We start from the raw sequence: 23,595 nt of genomic DNA on the forward strand, positions 1-23,595 counted from the left end.
AAGAATTCATATGGAGATAATTGGTTGGATTATAGCGATTCTGTTTTTTGTCGTAGCTTTTCTTGGGCTTGTTTATCCAATTATCCCCTCCGCATTATTTATACTCGGAGGGTTTCTTCTCTATGGATTAATCGTTTCATTCGATGGAATGAACTGGTTTTTTTGGATGATTCAGATTCTATTCATCATCCTTTTATTCGGTGCCGATACGTTATCAAATCTCGTTGGTGTGAAGAAATTCGGAGGTTCTAAAGCGGGGATGTGGGGAAGTACGATCGGACTTCTTATTGGCCCTTTTGTTATTCCCGTGTTTGGAATATTGCTCGGACCGTTTTTAGGTGCGGTCATTTCAGAATTAATTGTTTCCAAATCGGGATTTAAACAAGCATTAAGAACAGGTTTCGGTTCTCTAATCGGGTTTTTGACCTCCGTAATCACAAAAGGATTTTTGATGATCATCATGATTGTAATATTTATCATCTTTGTCAAATAGTTCACTTGAAGGAACGAATTAGCAAATAGTCCATTTTATTTGAACGTTAATCTCATTTTTGCTATTGTTAATTATGTAGCAAACTTACGTAATTATCTGAGGAGGAATGGAAAAAATGGCTTATAAACTACCAGAACTACCTTATGCATATGATGCACTAGAACCACATATTGACAAAGAGACGATGAATATTCATCACACGAAACATCATAATGCATATGTTACGAACTTAAACAATGCACTTGAAGGAAACGAAGAATTACTAAACAAATCAATCGAAGACTTAATCGCGAATTTGGATGCTGTACCTGAAGACAAAAGAACAGCTGTCCGTAATAATGGCGGAGGACATGCGAATCACGCCTTATTCTGGGAGCTTCTATCTGCAGATGGTGGCGGCGAACCAACTGGAGAACTTAAATCAGCAATCGACGCTAAGTTCGGCAGCTTCGACGCGTTTAAAGAGCAATTTGCAAATGCGGGAGCTACTCGCTTCGGATCAGGATGGGCTTGGCTTGTATTAGCTGACGGCGAACTAGAAATCATGTCGACTCCTAACCAAGACTCACCAATCATGGAAGGTAAAACACCACTTCTAGGACTTGATGTTTGGGAGCATGCATACTATCTAAACTATCAAAACCGTCGTCCAGACTACATTTCAGCATTTTGGAATGTTGTTAATTGGGACGAAGTTGCAAAACGTTACGGTAAGTAAGAATAATCTTTTGTAAATAAGGAACAAAGCACGTACCTTGTTCGTCAAGGTATGTGCTTTTTCTTTTTTAAATGTTATAATTCAATAGTAATGAAGAAAGGAGGGATTTTTTTGACTAAGAGGGTTAGAAGAGCTGAACAACCTAAGGTAAGACAACGAAAACACATCGCTTTTCGAATGAACCTCCTATTCTTTTCGATATTTATTCTCTTTTCAGTCCTTATTCTTCGACTTGGTTACTTACAAATTGTGAAAAGTGAAGACTATGTGATGGCTTTGGAAAGGAAGGAAGAAGTTTCTGTAAATACGAGTGTTCCCCGTGGCAGAATTTTCGATCGGAATGGACGTATACTTGTTGACAATGAACCGAAAAACGCAATTACTTATACAAAAACATCCTCGACAACTACACAGGAAATGCTAGATATCGCAGAAAAATTGGCTCTATTAATTGACCAAAACACAAATCGAACAACCACTGGAGACAAACGCGACTTTTGGATTCTAAATAACAGAGATGCAGCGGCAAAAAAAGTCACTCAAAAAGAGATTGATAAACTTAAAGGCGATTCATCTGAAGTTCAAAGAGAAATTAACAGATTAACCCGTGAACGTGTGACGAAAGAAGAATTAGACTCATTTAGCAAACACGAACTTGAAGTTTTAGCTATCTATCGAGAGATGATGTCAGGTTATGCTTTTTCACCACAAATCATTAAAAGCGGAGATGTCACAGATGAGGAGTTTGCAACTGTTTCCGAGCGACTGAGCGAACTTCCGGGTGTGAATACAACTACGGACTGGGTACGGGTCAGAAAGTCATACAATACAATTTTAGGAACTACAACTACGCCTGATCAGGGAATTCCAAGTCAGCATCTTGCTTATTATTTAGCACGCGATTATTCAAGAAATGATCGTGTCGGAAAAAGTTTCATTGAAGAATATTATGAAGAACTTCTTCAAGGGCAAAAAACGATCGTGAAAAATGTCAAAGATCGTACTGGAAAAGTAGTAGAAACGAAGACAATCCAGGAAGGAATACCTGGTAAAGATTTAATATTAACGATTGATAGCGAATTAAACGATGCGCTAGAGGACATTGTCTCAGATAAGTTGTTAGAATTGAAAAAGGGTCCAAACTCGCAAGCATTAAATGAAGCTTTTCTAGTGATGATGAATCCGAAAACTGGAGAGATTCTATCACTGGTTGGAAAGCGTGTTGCAAGAAACAGAGATACAGGGAAATATGAAATAAATGATTACTCTTTCGGTACATTTGCCGGCGCTTATGCGGCAGGTTCAACCGTGAAAATGGCAACACTGTTAACTGGTTATCAAGAAGGCGGAGCTCGAATCGGTGAATACAAGATAGATGAAATGATAAAGATTGCAAATGATGATCCGAAGAGTTCAGTTTTTAACCGATCATACAATCGAATTCCGGTAAATGATATTGAAGCGATTGGTCGATCTTCAAACGTTTATATGTGGAAAACCGCAATTGGAATTGGGGATGGAACGTATCAAAGAGGTAAGTCATTATCGCTGAAAAGTTCAACTTTTGATATCATGAAAAATTCATTTGAATCATTTGGTCTAGGGAGCCTCACTGGTGTAGATCTTCCCGGGGAGGTAAGCGGATATTCATCCAAGGCAAATACGAGTGATATATTAGACTACGCCATCGGTCAGTTTGCTACATATACGCCGCTTCAACTTGCGCAATATGTTTCGACAATTGCAAATGACGGGTATCGAGTAGCTCCAAAGGTATTGAAAGAAGTTCGTGAACCTTCCCCGGACGGTGAAATATTCGGACGGGTTGCGGAAGAAAACCCCGTCAAAGTATTGAATCGTATTAAAAATACAGATGAAGAGATTGACAGAATCCAAAAAGGTATGTACTACACGTATTATGGTCCACGTGGGACGGCAAGAACACTTTTCGATGGCGCAGATTTTAAAGCTGCCGGAAAGACTGGTACAGCGCAGGCGGATGCAAGTGTACCCAATCCCAATGACCCTACAAAGTATATATATTACCCATATACTATTAACTTATCGCATGTTGGCTATGCGCCTTTTGACAATCCGGAAGTTGCCTACGCCGTTGTCATTCCAAACGTATCAACCAACCCAGGGAGATATCCAGCAGCTCAAAATGAGATTGTTGAGGCAGCCGTGATGAAATATTTCGAGTTGAAGGAAAAGAGAGAGAAAAACGCAGAGTCTGATGATGTTTTTAAAATAAAGAAACCATTTAATAAAGATGATGTACTAGAAGAAGACGATGATGAAGTAATAGATGAATAACGATTGTTTTTATTACTGGACATTTAGACGGTTCGTGTTATAATTAATAAGTCGTATAAATCATGCTCATATTTATTTTTATAGTCTGATGAGTGGGAGGGACAAATATGCGCGTAAACATTACACTTGCTTGCACAGAATGCGGTGAGCGCAATTATATTTCAAAGAAAAATAGACGTAACAATCCGGAACGTCTCGAAATGAAAAAATACTGCTCACGTGAAAGAAAACAAACTTTGCACCGTGAAACGAAATAATCGCTCAGGCCAAAACCGTCATTGGTTTTGGTTTTTTCATTTGAAATGGGGGTATTACTATGAAAAAGAGTATTTTTCGAAATGAAATGATAAAACAATTAAAATCAATGAAAATACAAATGTATAAACAAAGGTCTCTAGCTATTAAAAAGAACCTCTTAAATTCCCCGGAATTTCTTAACGCTTCAGTTATCGGAATAACTATTTCTAGATTTCCGGAAGTTGACACCAGGCCGATTATCGAAGCCGCTTGGAAGCTGGGGAAAAAAATCGCAGTACCCAAATGTGAAAATAAAACCAGAGAAATGGATTTCAGAACGATTAATTCCTATGATAATTTGGAAACGGTCTATTTAGATTTACAAGAACCGATTATTGCAGAAACGAAATCCGTGGAAAAGGATAAAATAGATTTACAAATTGTACCAGGCGTTGTCTATGCCAATAATGGATATCGGATTGGGTTCGGCGGCGGTTATTATGATAGATATTTGATGGATTTTAAAGGTGATGCGGTTTCTTTGGCATTTGAAAAACAAACTGGCCAAATGATACCGTTTGAAGAACATGATATTCCAGTGCAAAAGATCTTCACCGAAAACGGCATAATTTTTTGCGGGAAAGGTGAGAATAGCCAATGAAAAATCTTCTCAGTATCATTCATTTACTGAAGAGGTTTGGTATTTATGTTTATACTGGAAATCGGAAAGATGATATCGATTTAATGATGTCGGAAGTCAAAGATCTTTATGACAGCGGTTTGCTTCAACAAGATGAATATTTGAAAGCTGTACTACTATTAAGAACTGAGTCAGCAAGGTGAGGCTAAGGCCCTATAAGAGGCGAACTTTAGACCCTTTCTTGGCTATACATGAAACTTTTGATCATTGTATACGTCTATTAGAGAGTGCATTCACAACACAACTGATTATTAACATATTCTTAGAGTACTAATATTGAAAGGAAGATACAGGAATGAAAAACTTTAAATGGCCCAAACATTCCGTACTCATCATTGCAATAGTCGCGACATGGATTACCACATATATTGGCTATAAAGCGAGCTTTAATATGAAAATTGATAATATGATGCAGGAATTCATCCTATTGATGAATCCACTTAGCTTTTTATTATTTGTTTATGGAATCGCGCTATTCATTAAGAGTACGAAACGGAGAAATATATATATTTTCACAATTAGTTTGTTAACATCGATTGTGATGTTTTCAAATGCTGTCTTCTATAGATTTTTTAATGATTTTATTACTTTGCCGTTATTGTTTCAAACGAGTAACTTTAATGATTTATCTTCGTCGATTACGACCAATATGAATATAACGGATATCTTTTTCTTCACTGATGTCCTCTTGGTCTTCTTGGCAATTCGTATGCTACCAAAAGCAGGGGAAACATCGGCTCAAAACGGCAAAGTCGCCCGCAAGCTTTATTTTATTATGGCAGCAACAATAATGATGTTGAATTTAGGTCTCGCGGAAACGCAAAGACCGCAACTTTTAACACGGACATTCGATCGGGAACTTCTTGTTAAAAACATTGGGACGTACAACTACCATATTTATGATGTTTTTATTCAATCTAAATCACATGCCCAAAGAGCTTTAGCTGACGGTAGTGAATTAGTTGAAGTGGAAAACTATAGCAATGCGAATTATGCAGCGCCAAATCCAGAAATGTTTGGAATTGCGAAGGATAGGAATATTATTGCGGTCTCATTAGAATCGCTCCAATCTTTTGTTATAAACGAGGAAATGGATGGTCATGTAATCACGCCATTTTTAAATGAACTAACAAAAGATCCCGACACATTTTATTTTTCCGACTTTTATCATCAAACAGGGTTAGGGAAAACTTCCGATTCAGAGTTTTTACTTGAGAACTCGCTTTATCCGCGGAATGGAAGTGCTGTATTTTTCACGCATAGTGGGAATACGTATAATTCACTATCCAAAAGTCTTGGAGAGAATGGTTATTTTACTAATGTAATGCATGCGAATAACGCAAGTTTTTGGAACCGCGATATTATGTATAACGCGCTTGATATACAAAAGTTTTATGATGTTAATAGTTACACGATAAATGAAGGAGATGCTGTCAACTGGGGTATGAAAGATATACCTTTCGTTGAGCAGTCGGTAGATTTAATGACTGATATGCCGCAGCCTTTTTATTCAAGACTCATTACATTAACGAACCATTATCCATTCGTATTAGATGAGGAAGACATGTTAATTCCGAAATATGATTCTAACTCCCGTACATTAAATAATTATTTTCAATCTGTACGGTATATGGATGAAGCAATAAAAGTCCTTTTTGACGATTTAAAAGAAAAAGGGTTATACGATAATTCAATTATCGTAATGTACGGTGATCATTACGGAATTTCTGAAAATCATAATAAGGCAATGGGAATGTATTTGGACAAAGAAATCACGCCTTTTGATAATGTCAAACTACAGAAAGTTCCACTTTTCATTCATATTCCTGGTTCTGAAAAAGGTGAAGTTATTGAAGATGTTGCCGGTCAATTAGATTTAAGACCTACATTGCTTCATTTAATGGGGATTGATACCAAAGGTGATATGCAACTAGGTGCCGATATATTTTCACCGGATCATGAAGAGTTTGTCGTGTTCAGAGATGGCCGATTTGTAACGGATAAATATGTGTATACAAATGATGTTTGTTATGACACGAATACAGGCGAAGAAGTCGATGGCCTAGCATGTGAACCTTATTCAGAACGGACAACAACTGAGTTGGATTACTCCGACATGATTATTAATGGAGATTTACTCAGGTTTAAAGAAGAAGAAATGGATTATATGAAACCTAACGAAATTCAGATAAAGTAACTGACATTTACTCTGCACGGTAACCTCCGTGCAGAATTTTTTTATCAGAAAGGGGGGGAAGCGTTGAAGAGAATTGCACTAGTCTTTGGTATGGCCATTCTTTTACTAGTTAGTTGTGAAAATACGAGTAATCCGACAGAGAAAAAAGAATATCCACCTGAAGAAGTAGAAGTTGAATTAGATGATTTTAAAACTTTAGAAGCAGAATCCTCTAAATTCCATTTTGTAGCCGGTTGGTTAAATGATTCTGAAATTGTTTTTGTTGAAAAAGAAGATAGCGACTATAATTTAAAAACATTTAATGTCAATACGGGTGAAATTTATACGTTATTCAAAGAGTCGATGATAATTGTAGATGCAATTATACATCCCAATAAAGAAATGATTTTATTACACACATCTACTAATTCAACATCGGCAAACGTAAAAATGATTTCCTTGGAAGGTATCGTGCTTGACGAAATTTCAATTGCTTCCTCAGAACTTGCGATAGAATGGAATGATTTAGACCCAAATTTAATTCTGCTGACCGCATTTTACCAAGACTGGACATATGACGTGTTCTTATTTAATGGTCGAGAAGAACTTAAAACGCTAGAACTTGAAGATCCATTTCCGAAATGGTTGGGTTCACAAATACTAACCGTACATATCCCAGAACATCCATTGGATGGAGGTTCGCTTCATCTGTATGATTGGGCTTCAGAAATAATTGAACCTTTGCCTTACGATGATATAGTTCATTTCGACACTTATAAAAATTCCTTGTTAATCGTACAAATTGTAAACGGAAAAGCTGAATATGAAATTATCGATCAAGAGGGGAGCATCCTAAACAAATGGACGCTGCCCGCGGTTAGTAATTATTCTGAATGGGTTTTCCCCGATTTATCGTGGATTGATAATGAAACGATTATTACATTAGCGACAAAGGGCGGAGGCGAACTTGATAATTTGAGCGAACCGTTTATGCTTGTGAAGTTGGAAGCAGGTGAACAAGTTATTCTCAGTAATGATAGTAACTTAACTTCTTTAAAATGTTCACCCGATGGGGAAAAATGTTTGACGGGAAATTCTAGCGAGAAACTTATTGATATTGTGGAACAAGAGGAATTCACTTGGTTGCTGTTGAACCATGACTGATTTTATGAAATAAAAAAAGCATCCAATTCGTATTAAAACACGAATGTGGATGCTTTTTATTTTTTACAGTGCAGGTGGGTACCCTTGTGTAACGATTGTAGCAATTGTAAAACCGCCGAAAACTACAAAAGCTCCGAAGTTGAACAGAACACTTAAAACGTTTCTTTCTTTGATTGCTTGAACTGTTCCAATCGCTGCAAAAATACCAACGAGGCCAAAAATAACCATCAATAAATTCATGTAAGAAGACACTCCCTTCAACATTGAAAAAAATGAATGCCGATATAGCAATACTCATCTTCTATTGTAAGCTGAACAGCTTATTTTGTCGAGTGATATTAATGACAATTATTTGTATTCGATTTTTAATTTGCTTAGACTAGAATATAAGGAGGAGAATACATTGTATAAAGTATCTACATATCCATTAGGTCCAATTCAAACAAACTGCTATATAGTTCAAGACGAAATGAAAAATTGTTTACTAATCGATCCAGGTGAAGAAGGATCGCGTATTATAAATGAAATTAAAAAACATGAACTTAATCCAGTGGCAATACTTTTAACGCATGGGCATTTTGATCATATCGGAGCGGTTGATGAAGTCCGTGATGAATTTGACATACCTGTTTATATTCATGAATTTGAACAAGACACGCTTACAGATCCAAACATGAACGGATCGACCCGGTACCCAGGGCTTCCATTGGTGAAAAATAAAGAAGCGGATTTTCTGCTTACAGATGAAGGAATTAAAAATATCGGTCCCTTTACATTTGAAGTGCTCCATACGCCGGGCCACTCGGTAGGAAGTGTGACATATGTCTTCTCAGAGGACCGCTTTGCGATTGTCGGTGATACCCTGTTCAACCAAGGTGTGGGACGAACTGATTTACCTGGAGGGAATACGGAGATCCTTCTCTCATCAATCCACAATAAGCTGTTAACGCTTGGAGACGATTATGTTATTTATCCGGGACACGGTTCTCCTACAACGCCGCGTCATGAAATGGACATGAATCCATTTTTAAATGGATTTTAATTGAGGTAAATTGATTAAACAAAAAAACAGCCGATAAAGGCTGTTTTTTTGTAAGAATTAATTAGTGTCCGCCACCTGGTACGTGTATAAACGTTGCGTAATAGCTGAAGCCTACCATGAATACCATTAAATAACTGGCAAACATGTACATATACATACGCTCTGTTAAATTTAAATACCCTAAAAGCAGGAAGAAAATGGTGCTAGCCACAAATAGAAGTGAAGCAGGATACATATCGCCTGCGAAAAACAGAACTGCAAATATGCCTGTCCACCAGCCCATTAACTTGAACATGTTATCCATGTGTGTGTCCCTCCTTAATTACATTACAATAAGCTCCTATTTATTATAAAGGATAACAACTCTATATGTAAACTCATATCAATAAAAGATTGTGACGAAGCCGTGTATTTCACCATAATTCAACTTTTTTTCCTGAATAATTCAATTTTGCCAATGAAATTCGCATGATAATTCAATTTTGCGACCATATATCCCTTCAAAATTTAAGCTTCATGGATAGTATTCCTTTTAAAGGATTACTATTGTATACTTTGGATTAGACGGTTAGCAGTCAACCGTACAAAATAAGAATGGCGCTTCGATTCATTTTAAAGAGGGGTGTTCGATGAACAAACCAGAAAATGTTATTGAAAGGAAAAGTATGCAACTTCTTGAAAACGCAATTGCGTATGAAGCAACTGATATCCATCTAGTCCCGTCAGAAGAAGGGTATACAGTATTATTTAAAAAAGACTTAAAGTTAAATGAAAACAGTAAAATTGTACACCAATTAGCGATTAGAATGATTTCTTTTTATAAGTTTCTTTCCTCATTAGATATAACCGATAAACGAAAACCCCAAAGTGGTTCCTTCCACAAACAGATACGAGAAGAAAACTATTCTTTTCGAGTATCGACAATCCCAGCTATTCATTTTAAGGAAAGCGTAGTCATCCGACTACAAAAACACGATCGTATTGTTCCGATTGATCAGTTATGTATTGAAAAGGAATGGTCCAACAAATTAATTCGGGCAAGTTCGAAAGAGCAAGGTTTAATTTTTTTAACCGGTCCAACCGGCTCTGGAAAAACGACGACTATGTATTCATTAACAGCGCACTGCGTAAACAATCTTAATCGGCACGTTATAACCTTAGAAGATCCAGTAGAAAATAATCATTCACATTTACTTCAAATTCAGGTGAATGAACAATCTGGAATGACTTATTCAACAGGTTTAAAAGCTATTTTGAGACATTCTCCCGACGTCATCATGATTGGAGAAATCAGAGACAGTGAAACGGCTAAAATCGCGGTTCAGGCTGCTCTAACCGGTCATTTGGTTTTCTCCACGGTGCATTCCAAAGATCCGGCGGGTTGTTTTTATCGAATGATGGATTTTGGAATTTCAGCGGAAGAATTAAGACAAACAGTAATTTGTATATCAGCACAGCGGCTGATTCGACAACATAGCGGCGACCCGGGAGTTGTATTTGAAATTGTTGACGGTACAGTACTTGATGAAATGACGGACGCCATCATGAAAGGAGAGCGAATCATTTTCCCTTCTGAAAAAAGAATTACATCCGTAGTAGAAAAATATAGTATTTCGCAACATTATGAATGATTGAGGGTAAACATGAAATCAAAAAAAAGCTAAAGCTGAAGAATCGACCGGAGTTCTTATCCAGATTAGCTGTACTATTAAAAGAAGGTTATACATTTTACGACAGTGTTAACCTTCTGCTTCCGCATCATGTAGATGACTATAGTTTATTACTCTCAAAAATAGAGTCGGATTTTCGTGACGGTGAAACCGTGACGCATATTTTAAGTCGATTAGATTTTTCTTCAAGCGTCTTACTTCCGGTGGTTATCGCAGAAAGAGATGGTCGATTAGCTGAAACGCTATCAAGCATGGCTGTCCGATTGGAAAAAACAGAAGAAGCTAAAAAGAAGTTGAAAGGACTTCTTGCATATCCAGCGGGTTTATTTATCTTTATTTCAATTTTGCTGCTGGGTTTCAGAAAGTTTTTTCTGCCGAATATTGAATTACTTGCATCGTCAAGATCAAATGGAGAAAGCGGGTTAGTTCAATCATTACCTAAATTAGTCGCAAAAACGCCGGATATCATTTTAGGGATTGGTATTTTGCTTGCGTGTTTTCTTGTTGGTTGTATGATTTTTTACAAAAGATTACCGCCAGCGCAAAAAATAAAGTTTTTTATTACAATCCCTTTTCTAGGAAACATATTTACAATGTGGAAAACACGACTATTTTCTAGCGAACTTGGTAGTTTATTGTTATCTGGATTATCAATGCAGGATTCACTCGATGTATTGATTAACCAAAATTTGGATCCCGTGCTAAGCGAGATTGCGGGCGAAATTAAAAAAAGTGTTATTTATGGCGAACCATTTGATAAGGCAGTAGCGATTACAGACGGGTTAACCAAACAATTTTCTTCTTTTGTAGAACATGGTACAAATAGTGGTCATTTACCGAAAGAGTTAATTATCTATAGCGAGTACTTGGAAAATAAGATAAATGAACTTTTATCGAAAGGACTCGCTATTTTGCAACCGGTCCTTTTTAGTCTTATCGCAATATGTATTTTGGCTGCTTATATCGCATTATTACTACCGATGTACGGAATGATTGATAAAATTTGAAGGGAGCTAGTTTATGAGAAAGATAAATAATGAAGACGGTTTTACGTTAGTAGAAATGTTAATTGTTCTTGCGATAATTTCAATTTTAATACTCATTGCGATTCCAAACGTTACGAAACAATCAAAGGTAATTGATGAAAAGGGATGCGAAGCATATGTATTAATGGTTCAAGGGCAGGTAGAGGCATATAAATTGGAAAAGAAATCTTATCCAACCAATCTTGGAGATTTAGTCACCGAAGGTTTCCTGAAAGAAGATCCAGTTTGCCCGAACGGTTCAGCATTAACACTTAATGCCGGTAAAGTAAATGAGAGTTCCAATTAATCGCGACGGTGCAGAGTCTGGGTTCACTTTAATTGAACTAGTATTTGTTTTAACGATAGCAATTATTTTGAGCGCAGTTATAATTCCGGTCGGAAGTAAGTGGATTCGTACTACCGCTGAAGATGATGCTTTTAAGTCGATCATTATAACAATACAAAGTTTGCAAAGTTATTCAATGGCGAACAACGCATACACCCGATTAAGATTTTCTAAAACAGGAACAAAAACAATGTATGTCGCAGAAGCGCCAGGAAAAATTGAATTTTCCAGAAAGCTTTTACCGGAAGGAATGCATTTATCAGGTTTCAGCAATTTGATATCTGTAGAATTTAGTGGAAATGGAGATATTATTAGTTTCGGCAGGCTAACATTACTTACAAATCGAGGGAGCAAAACAATCGTTTTTCAAATGCAACGAGGAAGGATGACAATTAGTGAATCAAAAAGGATATTCTTGGCCGGAAGCAATCCTGACCCTCACTATTATAATGATCGTATTTGGTACATTACTACCGTTCGCGACAAAAATGATGACAACGTTGCATTACAAAAAAATATCTATGTACGCTGTTGAAACAATGTATCATGGTGCAATTCTATACAAGAGCAGCGGAAAAACAGGAGGCAAAAGGCAAATTGATGGAAACGATTTTGTCTGGAGTCTTGATGATAATTCAATATGCGTAGTTTATCGTCTTGAAAAAGAGGTGACTGAAAGGTGTCTCGACTACAAATGATAAAGGCAGAAAACGGCTATACGTTTATTGAAAGCTTGTTTCAGTTAATTGTTTTCGTTACCTTTGCTCATTTATTTGTATTGTTCTTTTTATGGAAAGCGCCAATTGAGCAGCAATATACAAATATGTCTGATGGAGCCTGGGAATTATTCGCATTGGATTTACAGGCTTCTATCGTTGATGTTAAAGAATTCAACGTTCATCTTGGAGGTCGCGGAATAAGATTTATTACTGATAGAGGCCAAATAGATATAGGACAAAGTAATTCGATGATTAGAAAGACGATAGATGGACAAGGCCATGTTCCATTTTTGACGAATGTCTATTCAGTTTATTTCACGGTAAACGATCCGGTTGTATCTGTAACTGTGACGATGCATGATGGAACACGGAAGGAGCGAGATTTTGCGATCGGGTTTAATTCTAAATGAAGGCGGCGCGGTGCTTGTAGCTGCGATTATTCTACTTTTTTTTGTTAGTACCTTTCTTTTCTCTATAGTTTTGTGGCATGATAGTATATATAGAAACTATGATTCACTAGAAATATATTATGGGAAAGAAACGATTAAGTTATTGGAACAGCGTAAATAAGAATCGATTTCATAAAAGGGGGGGAGTGCAAAGTGAAAAGAGTTTATTTAGTAGGCTATATGGGTTCGGGAAAAAGCGCAATCGGAAAAAGAATAAGCTTTGCAACGAAACTTCCATTTTATGACATGGATACGGAAATCGTAAGGAAAACGGGGCTTTCAATTCCAGAAATATTTGAAAAACATGGAGAAGAGTATTTCCGACAATTGGAAACAGAGTTTCTTCTTACATTCAGGGATGAATATTGTATTATTGCCACAGGCGGCGGTGTTCCCCTTAGAAAACGGAATCGGGAAATAATGAGGAAGACAGGACTTGTGTTCTTTTTAAATGCGCCATTTCGAGATATTTGGCGTCGAATTGCGACCGACAAAAATCGTCCCATTGTTCAAAGGTCGTCACGTAACGAACTGGAAACTATTTTTACGAACCGCAAACCGATATATTTGCAATCAGCTCATTTTATCGTCGAAACTGAACGCAGATCATTACGGGATATTACCTCTTATATAGCTTTTCAAATTGGGCGTTTGAAAGGCTCTGACTAAATAACAGGGAATCTATTATAGATTCCCTGTTATTTTTCTTTTTATTTGATTGAATAATTAATAGTTCGGACATTTTCACGAACATTGTTAGTGTTTTATTTAATCAAAGTTCGTGTTTTTACCTTTTTAATATTAATGATTGCACTTACATAAATCTAATGTTAAGATATGACTTGAAAGCATAGATTTTTAATATAGTGAAAACTGAATAATTGCGAATGATTGTATGAGGAGAGAACGCTGATGCGTCGCCGAAGGAGCAAGTAACGATTGTTATGAATCTCTCAGGCAAAAAGACTCATGCAGGACGCATCTCTGGAGAGTGTCAGCATCGACTGACCACCAACGAGGAAAGCCGCAAGGTCAAACTTTCAGGTACATGGACAGAGGTTCCCCGAATTGGGGAACCTCTGTCTTTTTTCACGAAAATTAGCGGGGAGGAATGCATTATGACTAAAACATTGAAGCAAACCGTACTTTTTAATCGTTACAAAGATTATGGTGGTAAAACAATTGATTTTGGTGGTTGGGATCTACCTGTACAGTTTTCTAGCATTAAAGCTGAACATGAAGCAGTTCGAACCAAAGCTGGACTATTTGATGTTTCTCATATGGGTGAAATCCTAGTAACCGGAGATGGGGCACTTTCATACTTGCAAAAAATGATGACAAATGATGTCTCGAAATTGAAAGTTGGCCAAGCTCAATATACGGCAATGTGTTATGAGGACGGCGGGACCGTTGATGACCTTCTCATTTATAAGCGGGATGAAGGAAATTATCTTCTCGTAGTCAATGCATCTAACCTTGAAAAAGATCTCGAGTGGATGAATAAGCATAAAACTTCGGATGTCGAAGTCGAAGATAAATCTGATGCTTATGCGTTATTAGCTCTTCAGGGACCATTAGCTGAAAAAACACTTCAAAAATTAACATCTATACCATTAAATGAAATAAAGTTTTTCCGTTTTCAAGAAAATGTTCAAATATGCGGTCAAAACGTTCTTATTTCCAGAACAGGCTACACTGGCGAAGACGGCTTTGAACTTTATGCATCTCCTGAATCAATCGTTGTTCTTTGGGAAGCGATTTTAATGGCGGGAGAAAGCGACGGAGTAGTTCCGGCTGGACTCGGCGCACGGGATACACTTCGTTTCGAATCGGGGTTGCCGCTGTACGGCCAAGAGTTATCCCAAGACATTTCACCATTAGAAGCTGGACTTGGTTTTGTTGTAAAGCTCAATAAAGATGAAGATTTTATTGGCAAACAGGCATTAGCCGTGCAAAAAGAAAACGGCGTCCCACGAAAGCTTGTCGGACTCGAAATGATTGATAAAGGGATTCCTCGTACGGGATATAAAGTATTTCTTAACGATGAAGAAATTGGCGAAGTAACAACAGGAACACAATCGCCGACATTAAATAAAAATATTGGTTTTGCGCTCCTGAATACAGAGCATGCTACAGTTGGAACTGAAGTGATTGTTCAAGTTAGAAAAAGACTGCTAAAAGCAGTAATTATCGCTACGCCATTTTATAAACGTTAAACATCAATTAATAGAAAAGGGGACTAAAGAACATGAAGCATCGCTATATACCAATGACGACAGCTGACCGCGAAGAAATTTTAAAGGCAATCGGTGTCGATACTGTTGGTGAATTATTTGAGGCAATTCCAGAAGAAGTTCGTTTTAAAGGCGAGTACAACATTAAAAAAGCAAAATCGGAGTCTTCATTAACAAAGGAACTTTCAAAACTTGCTGCTAAAAACGCTGATTCGCAGCAATATGCATCATTTTTAGGTGCGGGAGTTTATGATCATTATAAGCCGATTATTGTTGATCACGTTATTTCTCGTTCCGAGTTTTATACAGCTTATACGCCTTATCAACCGGAAATTTCTCAAGGGGAACTGCAAGCAATCTTTGAATTCCAAACAATGATTTGTGAATTAACGGGGATGGAAATTGCGAATTCTTCCATGTATGACGGCGGAACTGCACTTGCAGAAGCTGGGACACTGGCGGCTGGTCATACACGCAAGAAAAAAATACTTGTTTCTGAAACAGTACATCCAGAATCGCGTGATGTTGTTTTAACGTATGCTAAAGGTCAGTCCATTGAGGTTGTTACAGTGCCGCAGAAAAACGGCGTTACCGACATGGAGAAACTTGAAGAAATGCTAGACGAAAATACGGCGGCAGTTCTTGTTCAGTATCCGAATTTCTTTGGACAAATTGAAGATATAGAAAAAATTGGTGAACTGACGCATGCTGCAAAAGGTTTGTTTGTAGTATCATCAAACCCACTTGCACTCGGCGTGCTGACACCACCTGGAAAGCTAGGCGCGGATATTACCGTCGGCGATGCTCAACCCTTCGGAATTCCGGAATCATTCGGTGGTCCGCACTGTGGTTACTTTGCAGTGACTAAAAAGTTAATGCGGAAATTACCAGGTCGACTAGTTGGAGAAACAGTTGATGAAGACGGGAAACGCGGCTATGTACTAACCCTTCAAGCAAGAGAGCAACATATTCGACGCGACAAGGCGACGTCAAATATTTGTTCGAACCAAGCACTTAATGCGCTTGCCGCATCTGTTGCAATGACTGCATTAGGAAAAGTCGGCGCACAGGAAATCGCGTATCAAAATATCGTTAAAACGCGCTATGCGAAAGAAGCATTCGAAAAAGCAGGTTTCGACGTGAAGTTCGACGGCGCTCATTTTAATGAAATTGTCGTTAACGTCAAAAAATCGGTTAAAGAAGTTAACCAATTCTTATTCGATAATGATATTATCGGCGGATATGATCTTGGTTTGAAATTTGAAAACCTTAAAAATCATGCTTTGATTGCGATTACTGAACAACGCACTAAAGAAGAAATCGATGCACTCGTTCAGCATACAGCTGCTGTCGTGCAGGAAACGGAGGCCCTCAATGCGTAACGAAGATCAATCATTAATTTTTGAAATAACCAAAGAAGGTCGGATCGGCTATAGCCTTCCAGAACTTGATGTACCAGAACTTGATCTTGCTGACCTATTACCGGCTGGCTATCACCGCGAGGAAGCAGCAGAGCTACCTGAAGTGTCGGAACTCGACATTATGCGTCATTACACAGCGCTTTCAAAACGAAATCACGGCATTGACTCTGGTTTCTATCCACTAGGCTCATGTACGATGAAATACAATCCGAAAATAAATGAATCGGTTGCACGCTACCCAGGATTTGCAAATATTCATCCACTGCAAGATGAATCGACAGTCCAAGGCGCAATGGAGTTGATGTATGATCTTCAAGAGCATTTAGTAGAAATTACAGGAATGGATGAAATTACGCTTCAACCGGCGGCAGGTGCCCACGGGGAATGGACAGCACTGATGATGATTCGCGCTTTCCATGAAGCAAATGGCGACTTCCACCGTACTAAAGTTATCGTTCCAGACTCGGCGCATGGTACAAATCCGGCGTCAGCAACAGTAGCGGGGTATGATACGATTACTGTTAAGTCCGACGAAAGAGGGCTTGTTGATCTAGAGGACTTGAAGCGCGTTGTCGGCGACGATACTGCAGCACTGATGCTTACAAATCCGAATACATTAGGGCTTTTTGAAAAAGATATCGTCAAAATGGCGGAAATCGTTCACGGAGTCGGCGGAAAACTTTATTATGACGGCGCGAACTTAAACGCGGTTATGTCGAAAGCACGTCCAGGGGATATGGGCTTTGATGCTGTTCATTTGAACTTGCATAAAACATTTACAGGCCCACATGGCGGCGGCGGACCGGGTTCTGGTCCAGTTGGCGTTCATAAAGATTTAATTCCTTATTTACCGGCACCGGTTCTTGTGAAGAAAGATGATAAATTTACTTTCGACTACGACCGTCCAGAAGCGATTGGACGCGTTAAACCTTTTTACGGGAACTTCGGCATCAACGTTCGTGCGTACACATATATCCGATCAATGGGACCGGATGGCTTGAAGGCTGTTACTGAAAATGCAGTCCTGAATGCGAACTATATGATGCGTAGATTAGAACCTTACTTTGATCTACCGTATGCTCAACATTGTAAGCATGAATTTGTTTTATCGGGTCGCAGACAAAAGAAATTGGGCGTTCGAACGCTCGATATCGCGAAAAGATTGCTTGATTTCGGTTATCACCCGCCGACAATCTACTTCCCGCTTAACGTAGAAGAAGGAATGATGATTGAACCGACGGAAACAGAATCGAAAGAAACCCTTGATTCATTTATTGATGCGATGATCCAGATTGCAAAAGAAGTCGAAGATAATCCGGAAATCGTTCAAACAGCACCGCATACAACTGTCATTAAACGTCTTGACGAAACTCGAGCAGCGCGTCAGCCTGTTTTGCGTTATACAAAAGATTAAATTGCACAATTATGAAAAACACAGACATGTACTGTGTTTTTCATTTTTTTATGTGAAATTAAGTTTAACATCGCTTCAACTTTATGTTACACTTACTTTTAGTACCAGGTGCTAAACTTACAGTAGGTAATTAATTGGAGGATATGAATATTATGGATGATTTACTTAAAATTAAAGGAAAAAACATTGTTGTCATGGGTGTTGCGAATCAAAGAAGTCTTGCATGGGGTGTCGCGAAATCACTTGCAAAAGCGGGCGCTAACCTAATTTTTACATATCGGAAAGAACGCTCGATGGACAGAATTACTAAATTGTTAAATGAAAATGAGATGGAAGCCAAACTCATCGTTCAGTGTGATGTAAATGAAGATGAAAGTATCAAAGAAGCATTTAAAACAATTGGTGAAAAAGTCGGGACGATTTACGGTGTTGTCCATTCACTTGCGTTTGCGCATGCCGAAGATCTTCGTACGGATTTTATTAACACATCTAGAGACGGGTTTGCCTTCGCTCAAGATACGAGTGCCTATTCGCTTATCGCTGTTGCCAAGGAGGCAAGTCCATATATGACAGACGGTGGATCAATCGTTACAATGAGTTACTTGGGCGCTGAACGCGTTCTTGAAGGATACAACGTAATGGGGATCGCAAAAGCGTCTCTTGAAGCATCAGTTAAATATTTAGCTTCAAGTTTAGGTAAAGACAATATTCGCGTAAACGCAATATCTGCTGGTGCAGTTCGCACACTTTCTGCCAAAGGTGTCCCTTCTTTTAATACAATTTTATCGAAAATTGAAGAAACCGCTCCTTTAAAAAGAAATATTACACAAGAAGAAGTGGGAGATATGACGCTGGCTGTATTGAGTAATCTTTCAAGCGGGGTTACAGGAGAAATTATTTATGTGGACGGCGGCTATCATATAATGGGATAATATTTATCCAAAATGAAAAGGTTGAGCTTGCAGACGTGTAATCTGCAGCTCAACCTTTTTTGATTATTTACTTCTAATTTTACCTGTCCATTGACGGAATCCGCCTTGTAGTTGGTATAATTTCGTGTATCCTTTTTTCTTTAGAAGCAAGGCGGCACGGGCGCTTTTTCCGCCATTCTGGTCATATAAATATGCCGGTAGATCCGGACGGATTTCTTTATGACGTTGTCTGAACTGAGAGTACGGAATGTTCCGAGCGCCGAGGATGTGACCGGCTTCGAAATCTTTTGGCTCACGGACGTCGATTAATTGAGCTTTCCGGTAGCCTTGTATAAATTCTTCTTGTGTTAAATTTGTGACTGCTTTTCGTAGGCGCAACATCGTCACAACCATATAAACAATGATAACGACAAGGATTCCTATAACAATATAAAGTGTATCCACAACAACTTTCCCCTTTCTCTATTCAACTCTATTATAAGAGGAAAGAGTTAATAAATCCATTGCTATGAAGGTATTTATCAACCAAGTTTTAATGACGGCCTCCAATTCGTCTTCCAATACCAACATTATTAAAGCTTTCTTGAAGGTACTTACGAATACTATCTTTATATCTTCCATCAAGTGGCCATAAACTTTATGAATTATCTGGGGGCTATTTTAAGCCCACCGCTCACCTTTTTATTTCGCCTATACAAAATCATGACTTTAGAATACATTGTTTATAGATGAAAAGAAAAAGGAGAGAATAAATGGACCCCCGTTTAGCAGAACTTCTTCAGAAAACAAGTTTATACGGTACTTTAGCGAAATACTATGAACATATAAACCCAAGATGGCATATGTATTTCTATGAATTGCACTTTAACTATGAGAAACAGCTTGTTGAACATTACTGGATGCTTCGCGAAAGAAATCCAAATATGGATAACGAATAACCTTAGGCATTTTTAATTTAGTTAACCGCTATGAAAAAAAGCGGCTTTTTTATTTTGTTGAAATAATCGAAGGAACGAGTGAGAGCGAGCCTAGTTGCCCCCTCTTATTTAATTTCAGCGGAGTCAGCTGTCCATATTTTAGATATCCCCGAACGTTCCCTAGAATGAACAAAACACTTAAAAGGTTGATAGTCTGCGATTTCAAATATACCTATAACCGTGATCAATAAATATATATTATATCTATTATTAGAGTATGGTGGAACTTGTTCAATAGGGATGCTAAAATGAAGTTCGGCACAAAGGAGGTAATAGTATTGGGAAAGACAATTTGGCATTATATTAATTCCGGTAAATGCACGGCTTCTTATAATATGGCACTCGATGAAGCGCTGTTGGAGTGGCATAGCAAAGGAGAAATTGGTCCCGTATTACGTTTTTATGAATGGTCCCCGGCAACCTTATCGATTGGCTATTTTCAAAGTGTTTCAAAAGAAATTGATATGGAGCAAGTCGCGAAACATGGGTTGGGATTTGTGAGAAGACCGACAGGCGGCAGAGGTGTTCTGCACGAAGATGAACTTACATACAGCGTTATTGTGACGGAAGATTACCCGCATATGCCAGAAACAGTTACAGAAGCATATCGCGTGATTTCTGGGGGACTGCTAGAAGGTTTCCGTAATCTTGGACTCGATGCTTATTTCTCAATTCCTGAAAGTAAGGAAGAAATCGAAGGACTAAAAAAACCTCAAAGTGCCGTTTGTTTCGATACGCCAAGTTGGTATGAACTCGTCGTGGAAGGTAAAAAAGTTGCCGGAAGTGCTCAAACTCGACAAAAAGGCGTTATTTTACAACATGGTGCCATTCTTTTAAGCCTTGACGCAGAAAAGCTTGTGTCATTGTTTAAGTTTAAGTCAGAAGAACAACGACAACGTATGAAAGTTGGCATTCGTGAAAAAGCGGTGGCGATTGATCAGCTTGCAGGTCGAAAAGTGTCGGCAAATGAAAGCATCTCAGCTTTTTCAAAAGGCTTTGAAAAAGCGCTTGATATGAAGCTAGAACCATTTGTTTTAACAGAAGAACAACTTCTTTATGTAAAAGAAATTGAACGGAAAAAGTATGGGAATAACGAATGGACATTTAAAAAGTGACTCTAGAACTTTAGATACATTTGGATTTTCAGAAGGGCGATACTACTGCATTTATTAAAAATCTAGCAATCTTATATTTGTATCGTTTAACCATATGTAGTACATTATTAAGTAAGTTAGACACCAGATATGGTGTCTAGACAAAAAACTATAAAGGAGGATGCCTCAATGGTTATTGCTTCAAAGCACCAAGAACCAGTTCTGGATAAGAAACAATTAAACAAAGATATCGCAGAATTCCCGCAAGTGCATCCAATAACAGAAGACATGCACATCGAACACAAAGGAGTGTCGAGACTCGTAATGATTGATCGGTATTCATTTAAGGATACTGAAAAGAAAACGTTGAAAGTTGGCGATTTCGTAGTTTTAACAGTGAAAGAAGATCCGAAGTTCCCAGCACGCGGACTCGGATACATTACCGCACTTGATGAGAAAAATGGACAAGCTGACATTTGGATTGAAAAGGATTATCGCTCAGCGATTGACGACCCTGAAGAACAAGAAGTTGGTGTAATAACGCGACCGATCGAAGTGATTGAAAAGCCGCTTGAAGTATTCTACGAACAAGTTGCCAAACGTAACGCGACTGGCCTTGCATCTGTGGAGACGACGGAAGAAAAACGAAAGAAGTCGTTTGAAGGCTTTTACAAACAACTTTCGTCATTGAACTTCATTCCAGCGGGACGAGTCCTATACGGAGCCGGCGCAGGAACGGATGTAACGTACTTTAATTGTTACGTTATGCCTTTTGTTGCTGATTCACGTGAGGGTATCTCAGACCACCGTAAGCAAGTAATGGAAATCATGAGCCGCGGCGGCGGTGTCGGAACGAATGGTTCAACGCTACGACCGCGTAACACACTTGCAAGAGGCGTGAACGGTAAATCATCAGGTTCTGTTTCTTGGCTCGATGACATCGCGAAATTGACGCATCTTGTCGAACAAGGCGGATCCCGTTAACTTAACACGGCGGGATTAAAATCCTGTGAATTGCTGGAACACCCTTAGAGCCCTATTTACCACAACGTGACCGGTGACGGTGAGCGTGAAGGTTTGAAAAAAATATGGATTGGGCAATCAGCAGCGAAGGGTCTTTGGAAACAAAGATCAACGTTCAACGACTATTGAACCTTCCTAAAGTTTTAAAATTCATTCATACGACTGGACGATTAATAATTTGGAAGCAAAGGAAGAAGTAAACCATAGCAAGCGGCAACGCCGTTATGGGGCGCAGGACAAAGAAGAATTTATATTTACGACTAAACGAGATATAAAATTAAATCGTAAATATAAGATTTTTTCATCTTTGATGAGATAGTCTGATCTCATGTGAAAGCATGAGAGTTGGGCAGAAATGACCCAGCCCTCTCAAATTGAGAGAGTAACAATTAGCGTGGAGCACAAATGATCATGCTGGCGGATTAAACAATGCTAGTCCGCGTCGTTCAGACAATAGACGACTAGAAAATCGGGTGAATTGCGAAGAACTCCTTAGAGACCATTAAGCTACAACGTGACTGGAAACGGTGAGCGTGAATGCTGAAAAATTAATGGTATTGGACAATCCGCAGCCAAGCGCCGTACAGGCGAAGGTCCAACGACTAACGAAAACATTCATCATGAATGGAAGTAGAGTAGGGAAGAACTAGTACTTTCCGAAGCGCCCGGCCCCTAACAGATTATGCTGAGGGTGATGATATAGTCTACTCCGTCTGCATATAGCAGAGAAATATCCTGAAAAGGACGGTATTGAGGTGGCACCCTGACATTCTTGAGTTCATCATTTCAAAAATGCAGAATCCAAGAATTCTCCGTTATCTTCTAGAACACACGGAAGATGAACTGATTAAAAAACTAGCAAATGAAAAGCTTAAATTCAAACCGTTAACAGCCCAGGAAGATGCGATGTATCAAAGCATCCTGAACTACCGTAATATCCCAGGATTAGGCGGCTTTAGCGAAGAGATTATGAAAGACGCTGAAACGAAATTACGCGACGGTGGAACGTATTCCGTACATAATCCTGAATTCCTCACAGGCGCAAACATCTCAGTTACGCTCACAGATGATTTCATGAAAGCTGTCGAGGAAGATGCAGATTATGACCTAAGATTCCCAGCAGTCGAGAAGTACTCTCCGGAAGAAATGGCATTCTATAACGAAAAGTGGCATGAAATCGGAGATGTTCGTGAATGGGAACGACAAGGATTCGGCGTACGTGTTTACAGAACGATTAAAGCACGAGCACTATGGGATCTAATAAATATTTGCGCAACGTATTCTGCTGAACCAGGCATATTCTTCATTGACAATGCCAACAGCGAAACAAACGCAAAAGCATACGGCCAGCAAGTCGTAGCAACAAACCCGTGTGGTGAAGTTCGCCTCACGTTAAAAATTGCGGGATGAAGCGGGAAAGCTGAGATATAGTATAATTAGCAAAT

The 23,595-nt window shown here is 38.6% G+C and carries 24 protein-coding genes, 2 pseudogenes and 1 riboswitch; of the genes and pseudogenes, 23 read left to right on the forward strand and 3 right to left on the reverse strand.

Annotated features, from left to right (window positions below; genetic code table 11):
• The first annotated feature begins 10 nt into the window (after positions 1-10).
• From JSQ81_RS01215 to JSQ81_RS01250, 8 genes are all read left to right on the forward strand, one after another.
• A complete protein-coding gene (locus tag JSQ81_RS01215; RefSeq protein WP_212605940.1) occupies positions 11-493 on the forward strand; it encodes a DUF456 domain-containing protein in 483 nt (160 codons plus the stop codon).
• A 115-nt stretch (positions 494-608) separates the two neighbouring features.
• Entirely contained in the window at positions 609-1,211 is a 603-nt protein-coding gene (locus tag JSQ81_RS01220) for a superoxide dismutase (RefSeq protein ID WP_212605941.1), read from the forward strand.
• 111 nt (positions 1,212-1,322) lie between these two features.
• On the forward strand, positions 1,323-3,527 hold the full coding sequence (locus tag JSQ81_RS01225) for a peptidoglycan D,D-transpeptidase FtsI family protein (RefSeq protein WP_371812493.1): 2,205 nt from the start codon (positions 1,323-1,325) through the stop codon (positions 3,525-3,527).
• A gap of 107 nt (positions 3,528-3,634) precedes the next feature.
• Positions 3,635-3,784, forward strand: coding sequence for a 50S ribosomal protein L33 (gene rpmG, locus JSQ81_RS01230; RefSeq protein WP_075528000.1), 150 nt, complete (start codon positions 3,635-3,637; stop codon positions 3,782-3,784).
• A gap of 59 nt (positions 3,785-3,843) precedes the next feature.
• Positions 3,844-4,425 (forward strand): 5-formyltetrahydrofolate cyclo-ligase, encoded by a 582-nt coding sequence (locus JSQ81_RS01235; protein ID WP_212605943.1) that lies wholly within the window; start codon positions 3,844-3,846, stop codon positions 4,423-4,425.
• Positions 4,422-4,607: a YqgQ family protein gene (locus JSQ81_RS01240; RefSeq protein ID WP_212605944.1), complete on the forward strand. Its 186-nt coding sequence runs from the start codon at positions 4,422-4,424 to the stop codon at positions 4,605-4,607. Before JSQ81_RS01235 ends, JSQ81_RS01240 begins: the two co-directional genes overlap by 4 nt.
• Before the next feature lie 152 nt (positions 4,608-4,759).
• On the forward strand, positions 4,760-6,661 hold the full coding sequence (locus tag JSQ81_RS01245) for an LTA synthase family protein (RefSeq protein WP_212605945.1): 1,902 nt from the start codon (positions 4,760-4,762) through the stop codon (positions 6,659-6,661).
• Between the two features lie 63 nt (positions 6,662-6,724).
• Positions 6,725-7,804, forward strand: a complete 1,080-nt coding sequence (locus JSQ81_RS01250; RefSeq protein ID WP_212605946.1) for a YqgU-like beta propeller domain-containing protein — start codon at positions 6,725-6,727, stop codon at positions 7,802-7,804.
• A 63-nt stretch (positions 7,805-7,867) separates the two neighbouring features.
• Here JSQ81_RS01250 and JSQ81_RS01255 read toward each other — a convergent pair whose 3' ends face one another.
• On the reverse strand, positions 7,868-8,044 hold the full coding sequence (locus JSQ81_RS01255; RefSeq protein ID WP_172369255.1) for a DUF2759 domain-containing protein: 177 nt from the start codon (positions 8,042-8,044) through the stop codon (positions 7,868-7,870).
• Positions 8,045-8,207: 163 nt separating this feature from the next.
• Between JSQ81_RS01255 and JSQ81_RS01260 the strand changes: the two genes are divergently transcribed.
• Complete coding sequence (locus JSQ81_RS01260; RefSeq protein ID WP_212605947.1) at positions 8,208-8,846, forward strand: MBL fold metallo-hydrolase; 639 nt, start codon at positions 8,208-8,210, stop codon at positions 8,844-8,846.
• A 61-nt stretch (positions 8,847-8,907) separates the two neighbouring features.
• Here the strand turns inward: JSQ81_RS01260 and JSQ81_RS01265 are convergent, their stop codons facing one another.
• Positions 8,908-9,150 (reverse strand): DUF2626 family protein, encoded by a 243-nt coding sequence (locus JSQ81_RS01265; protein WP_172369253.1) that lies wholly within the window; start codon positions 9,148-9,150, stop codon positions 8,908-8,910.
• Between the two features lie 325 nt (positions 9,151-9,475).
• On the opposite strand from JSQ81_RS01265, the gene comGA reads away from it, so the two are divergent.
• The 10 genes from comGA (at position 9,476) to fabI (ending at position 19,056) form a co-directional block, all read left to right on the forward strand.
• Entirely contained in the window at positions 9,476-10,477 is a 1,002-nt protein-coding gene (gene comGA / locus JSQ81_RS01270; RefSeq protein WP_212605948.1) for a competence type IV pilus ATPase ComGA, read from the forward strand.
• Positions 10,474-11,523, forward strand: a complete 1,050-nt coding sequence (gene comGB, locus JSQ81_RS01275; protein WP_212605949.1) for a competence type IV pilus assembly protein ComGB — start codon at positions 10,474-10,476, stop codon at positions 11,521-11,523. Before comGA ends, comGB begins: the two co-directional genes overlap by 4 nt.
• Before the next feature lie 13 nt (positions 11,524-11,536).
• Positions 11,537-11,848 carry a competence type IV pilus major pilin ComGC gene (gene comGC / locus JSQ81_RS01280; protein WP_212605950.1) on the forward strand — a complete coding sequence of 104 codons (312 nt, stop codon included), beginning with the start codon at positions 11,537-11,539 and terminating at the stop codon, positions 11,846-11,848.
• Positions 11,832-12,422, forward strand: coding sequence for a type II secretion system protein (locus JSQ81_RS01285; protein ID WP_212605951.1), 591 nt, complete (start codon positions 11,832-11,834; stop codon positions 12,420-12,422). Before comGC ends, JSQ81_RS01285 begins: the two co-directional genes overlap by 17 nt.
• Before the next feature lie 144 nt (positions 12,423-12,566).
• A complete protein-coding gene (comGF, locus tag JSQ81_RS01290) occupies positions 12,567-13,016 on the forward strand; it encodes a competence type IV pilus minor pilin ComGF (protein ID WP_212605952.1) in 450 nt (149 codons plus the stop codon).
• Between the two features lie 192 nt (positions 13,017-13,208).
• Entirely contained in the window at positions 13,209-13,724 is a 516-nt protein-coding gene (locus tag JSQ81_RS01295; protein ID WP_212605953.1) for a shikimate kinase, read from the forward strand.
• A 218-nt stretch (positions 13,725-13,942) separates the two neighbouring features.
• Positions 13,943-14,034, forward strand: a riboswitch (glycine riboswitch).
• Between the two features lie 139 nt (positions 14,035-14,173).
• On the forward strand, positions 14,174-15,271 hold the full coding sequence (gene gcvT / locus JSQ81_RS01300; protein WP_212605954.1) for a glycine cleavage system aminomethyltransferase GcvT: 1,098 nt from the start codon (positions 14,174-14,176) through the stop codon (positions 15,269-15,271).
• Positions 15,272-15,303: 32 nt separating this feature from the next.
• On the forward strand, positions 15,304-16,671 hold the full coding sequence (gene gcvPA / locus JSQ81_RS01305; protein WP_212605955.1) for an aminomethyl-transferring glycine dehydrogenase subunit GcvPA: 1,368 nt from the start codon (positions 15,304-15,306) through the stop codon (positions 16,669-16,671).
• Positions 16,664-18,124 (forward strand): aminomethyl-transferring glycine dehydrogenase subunit GcvPB, encoded by a 1,461-nt coding sequence (gene gcvPB / locus JSQ81_RS01310; protein WP_212605956.1) that lies wholly within the window; start codon positions 16,664-16,666, stop codon positions 18,122-18,124. Before gcvPA ends, gcvPB begins: the two co-directional genes overlap by 8 nt.
• 152 nt (positions 18,125-18,276) lie before the next feature.
• Positions 18,277-19,056, forward strand: a complete 780-nt coding sequence (gene fabI, locus JSQ81_RS01315; RefSeq protein ID WP_212605957.1) for an enoyl-ACP reductase FabI — start codon at positions 18,277-18,279, stop codon at positions 19,054-19,056.
• Between the two features lie 63 nt (positions 19,057-19,119).
• On the opposite strand, the gene JSQ81_RS01320 is transcribed toward fabI, so the two are convergent.
• Positions 19,120-19,449: a rhodanese-like domain-containing protein gene (locus JSQ81_RS01320; protein WP_210470431.1), complete on the reverse strand. Its 330-nt coding sequence runs from the start codon at positions 19,447-19,449 to the stop codon at positions 19,120-19,122.
• A gap of 359 nt (positions 19,450-19,808) precedes the next feature.
• Between JSQ81_RS01320 and JSQ81_RS01325 the strand changes: the two genes are divergently transcribed.
• The 4 genes and pseudogenes from JSQ81_RS01325 to JSQ81_RS01340 all read left to right on the forward strand — a co-directional run.
• Positions 19,809-19,994, forward strand: a complete 186-nt coding sequence (locus JSQ81_RS01325; RefSeq protein WP_212605958.1) for a hypothetical protein — start codon at positions 19,809-19,811, stop codon at positions 19,992-19,994.
• A gap of 287 nt (positions 19,995-20,281) precedes the next feature.
• Positions 20,282-21,148, forward strand: coding sequence for a lipoate--protein ligase family protein (locus JSQ81_RS01330; protein ID WP_305849475.1), 867 nt, complete (start codon positions 20,282-20,284; stop codon positions 21,146-21,148).
• A 168-nt stretch (positions 21,149-21,316) separates the two neighbouring features.
• Positions 21,317-22,108 (forward strand): annotated as a pseudogene (locus JSQ81_RS01335) (ribonucleotide reductase N-terminal alpha domain-containing protein); the annotation flags it as partial.
• A gap of 798 nt (positions 22,109-22,906) precedes the next feature.
• Positions 22,907-23,557 (forward strand): annotated as a pseudogene (locus JSQ81_RS01340) (ribonucleotide-diphosphate reductase subunit alpha); the annotation flags it as partial.
• Positions 23,558-23,595: the final 38 nt, after the last annotated feature.

Origin of the sequence: Sporosarcina sp. Marseille-Q4063 (genome assembly GCF_018309085.1) — a bacterium.
Lineage (GTDB): Bacteria > Bacillota > Bacilli > Bacillales_A > Planococcaceae > Sporosarcina.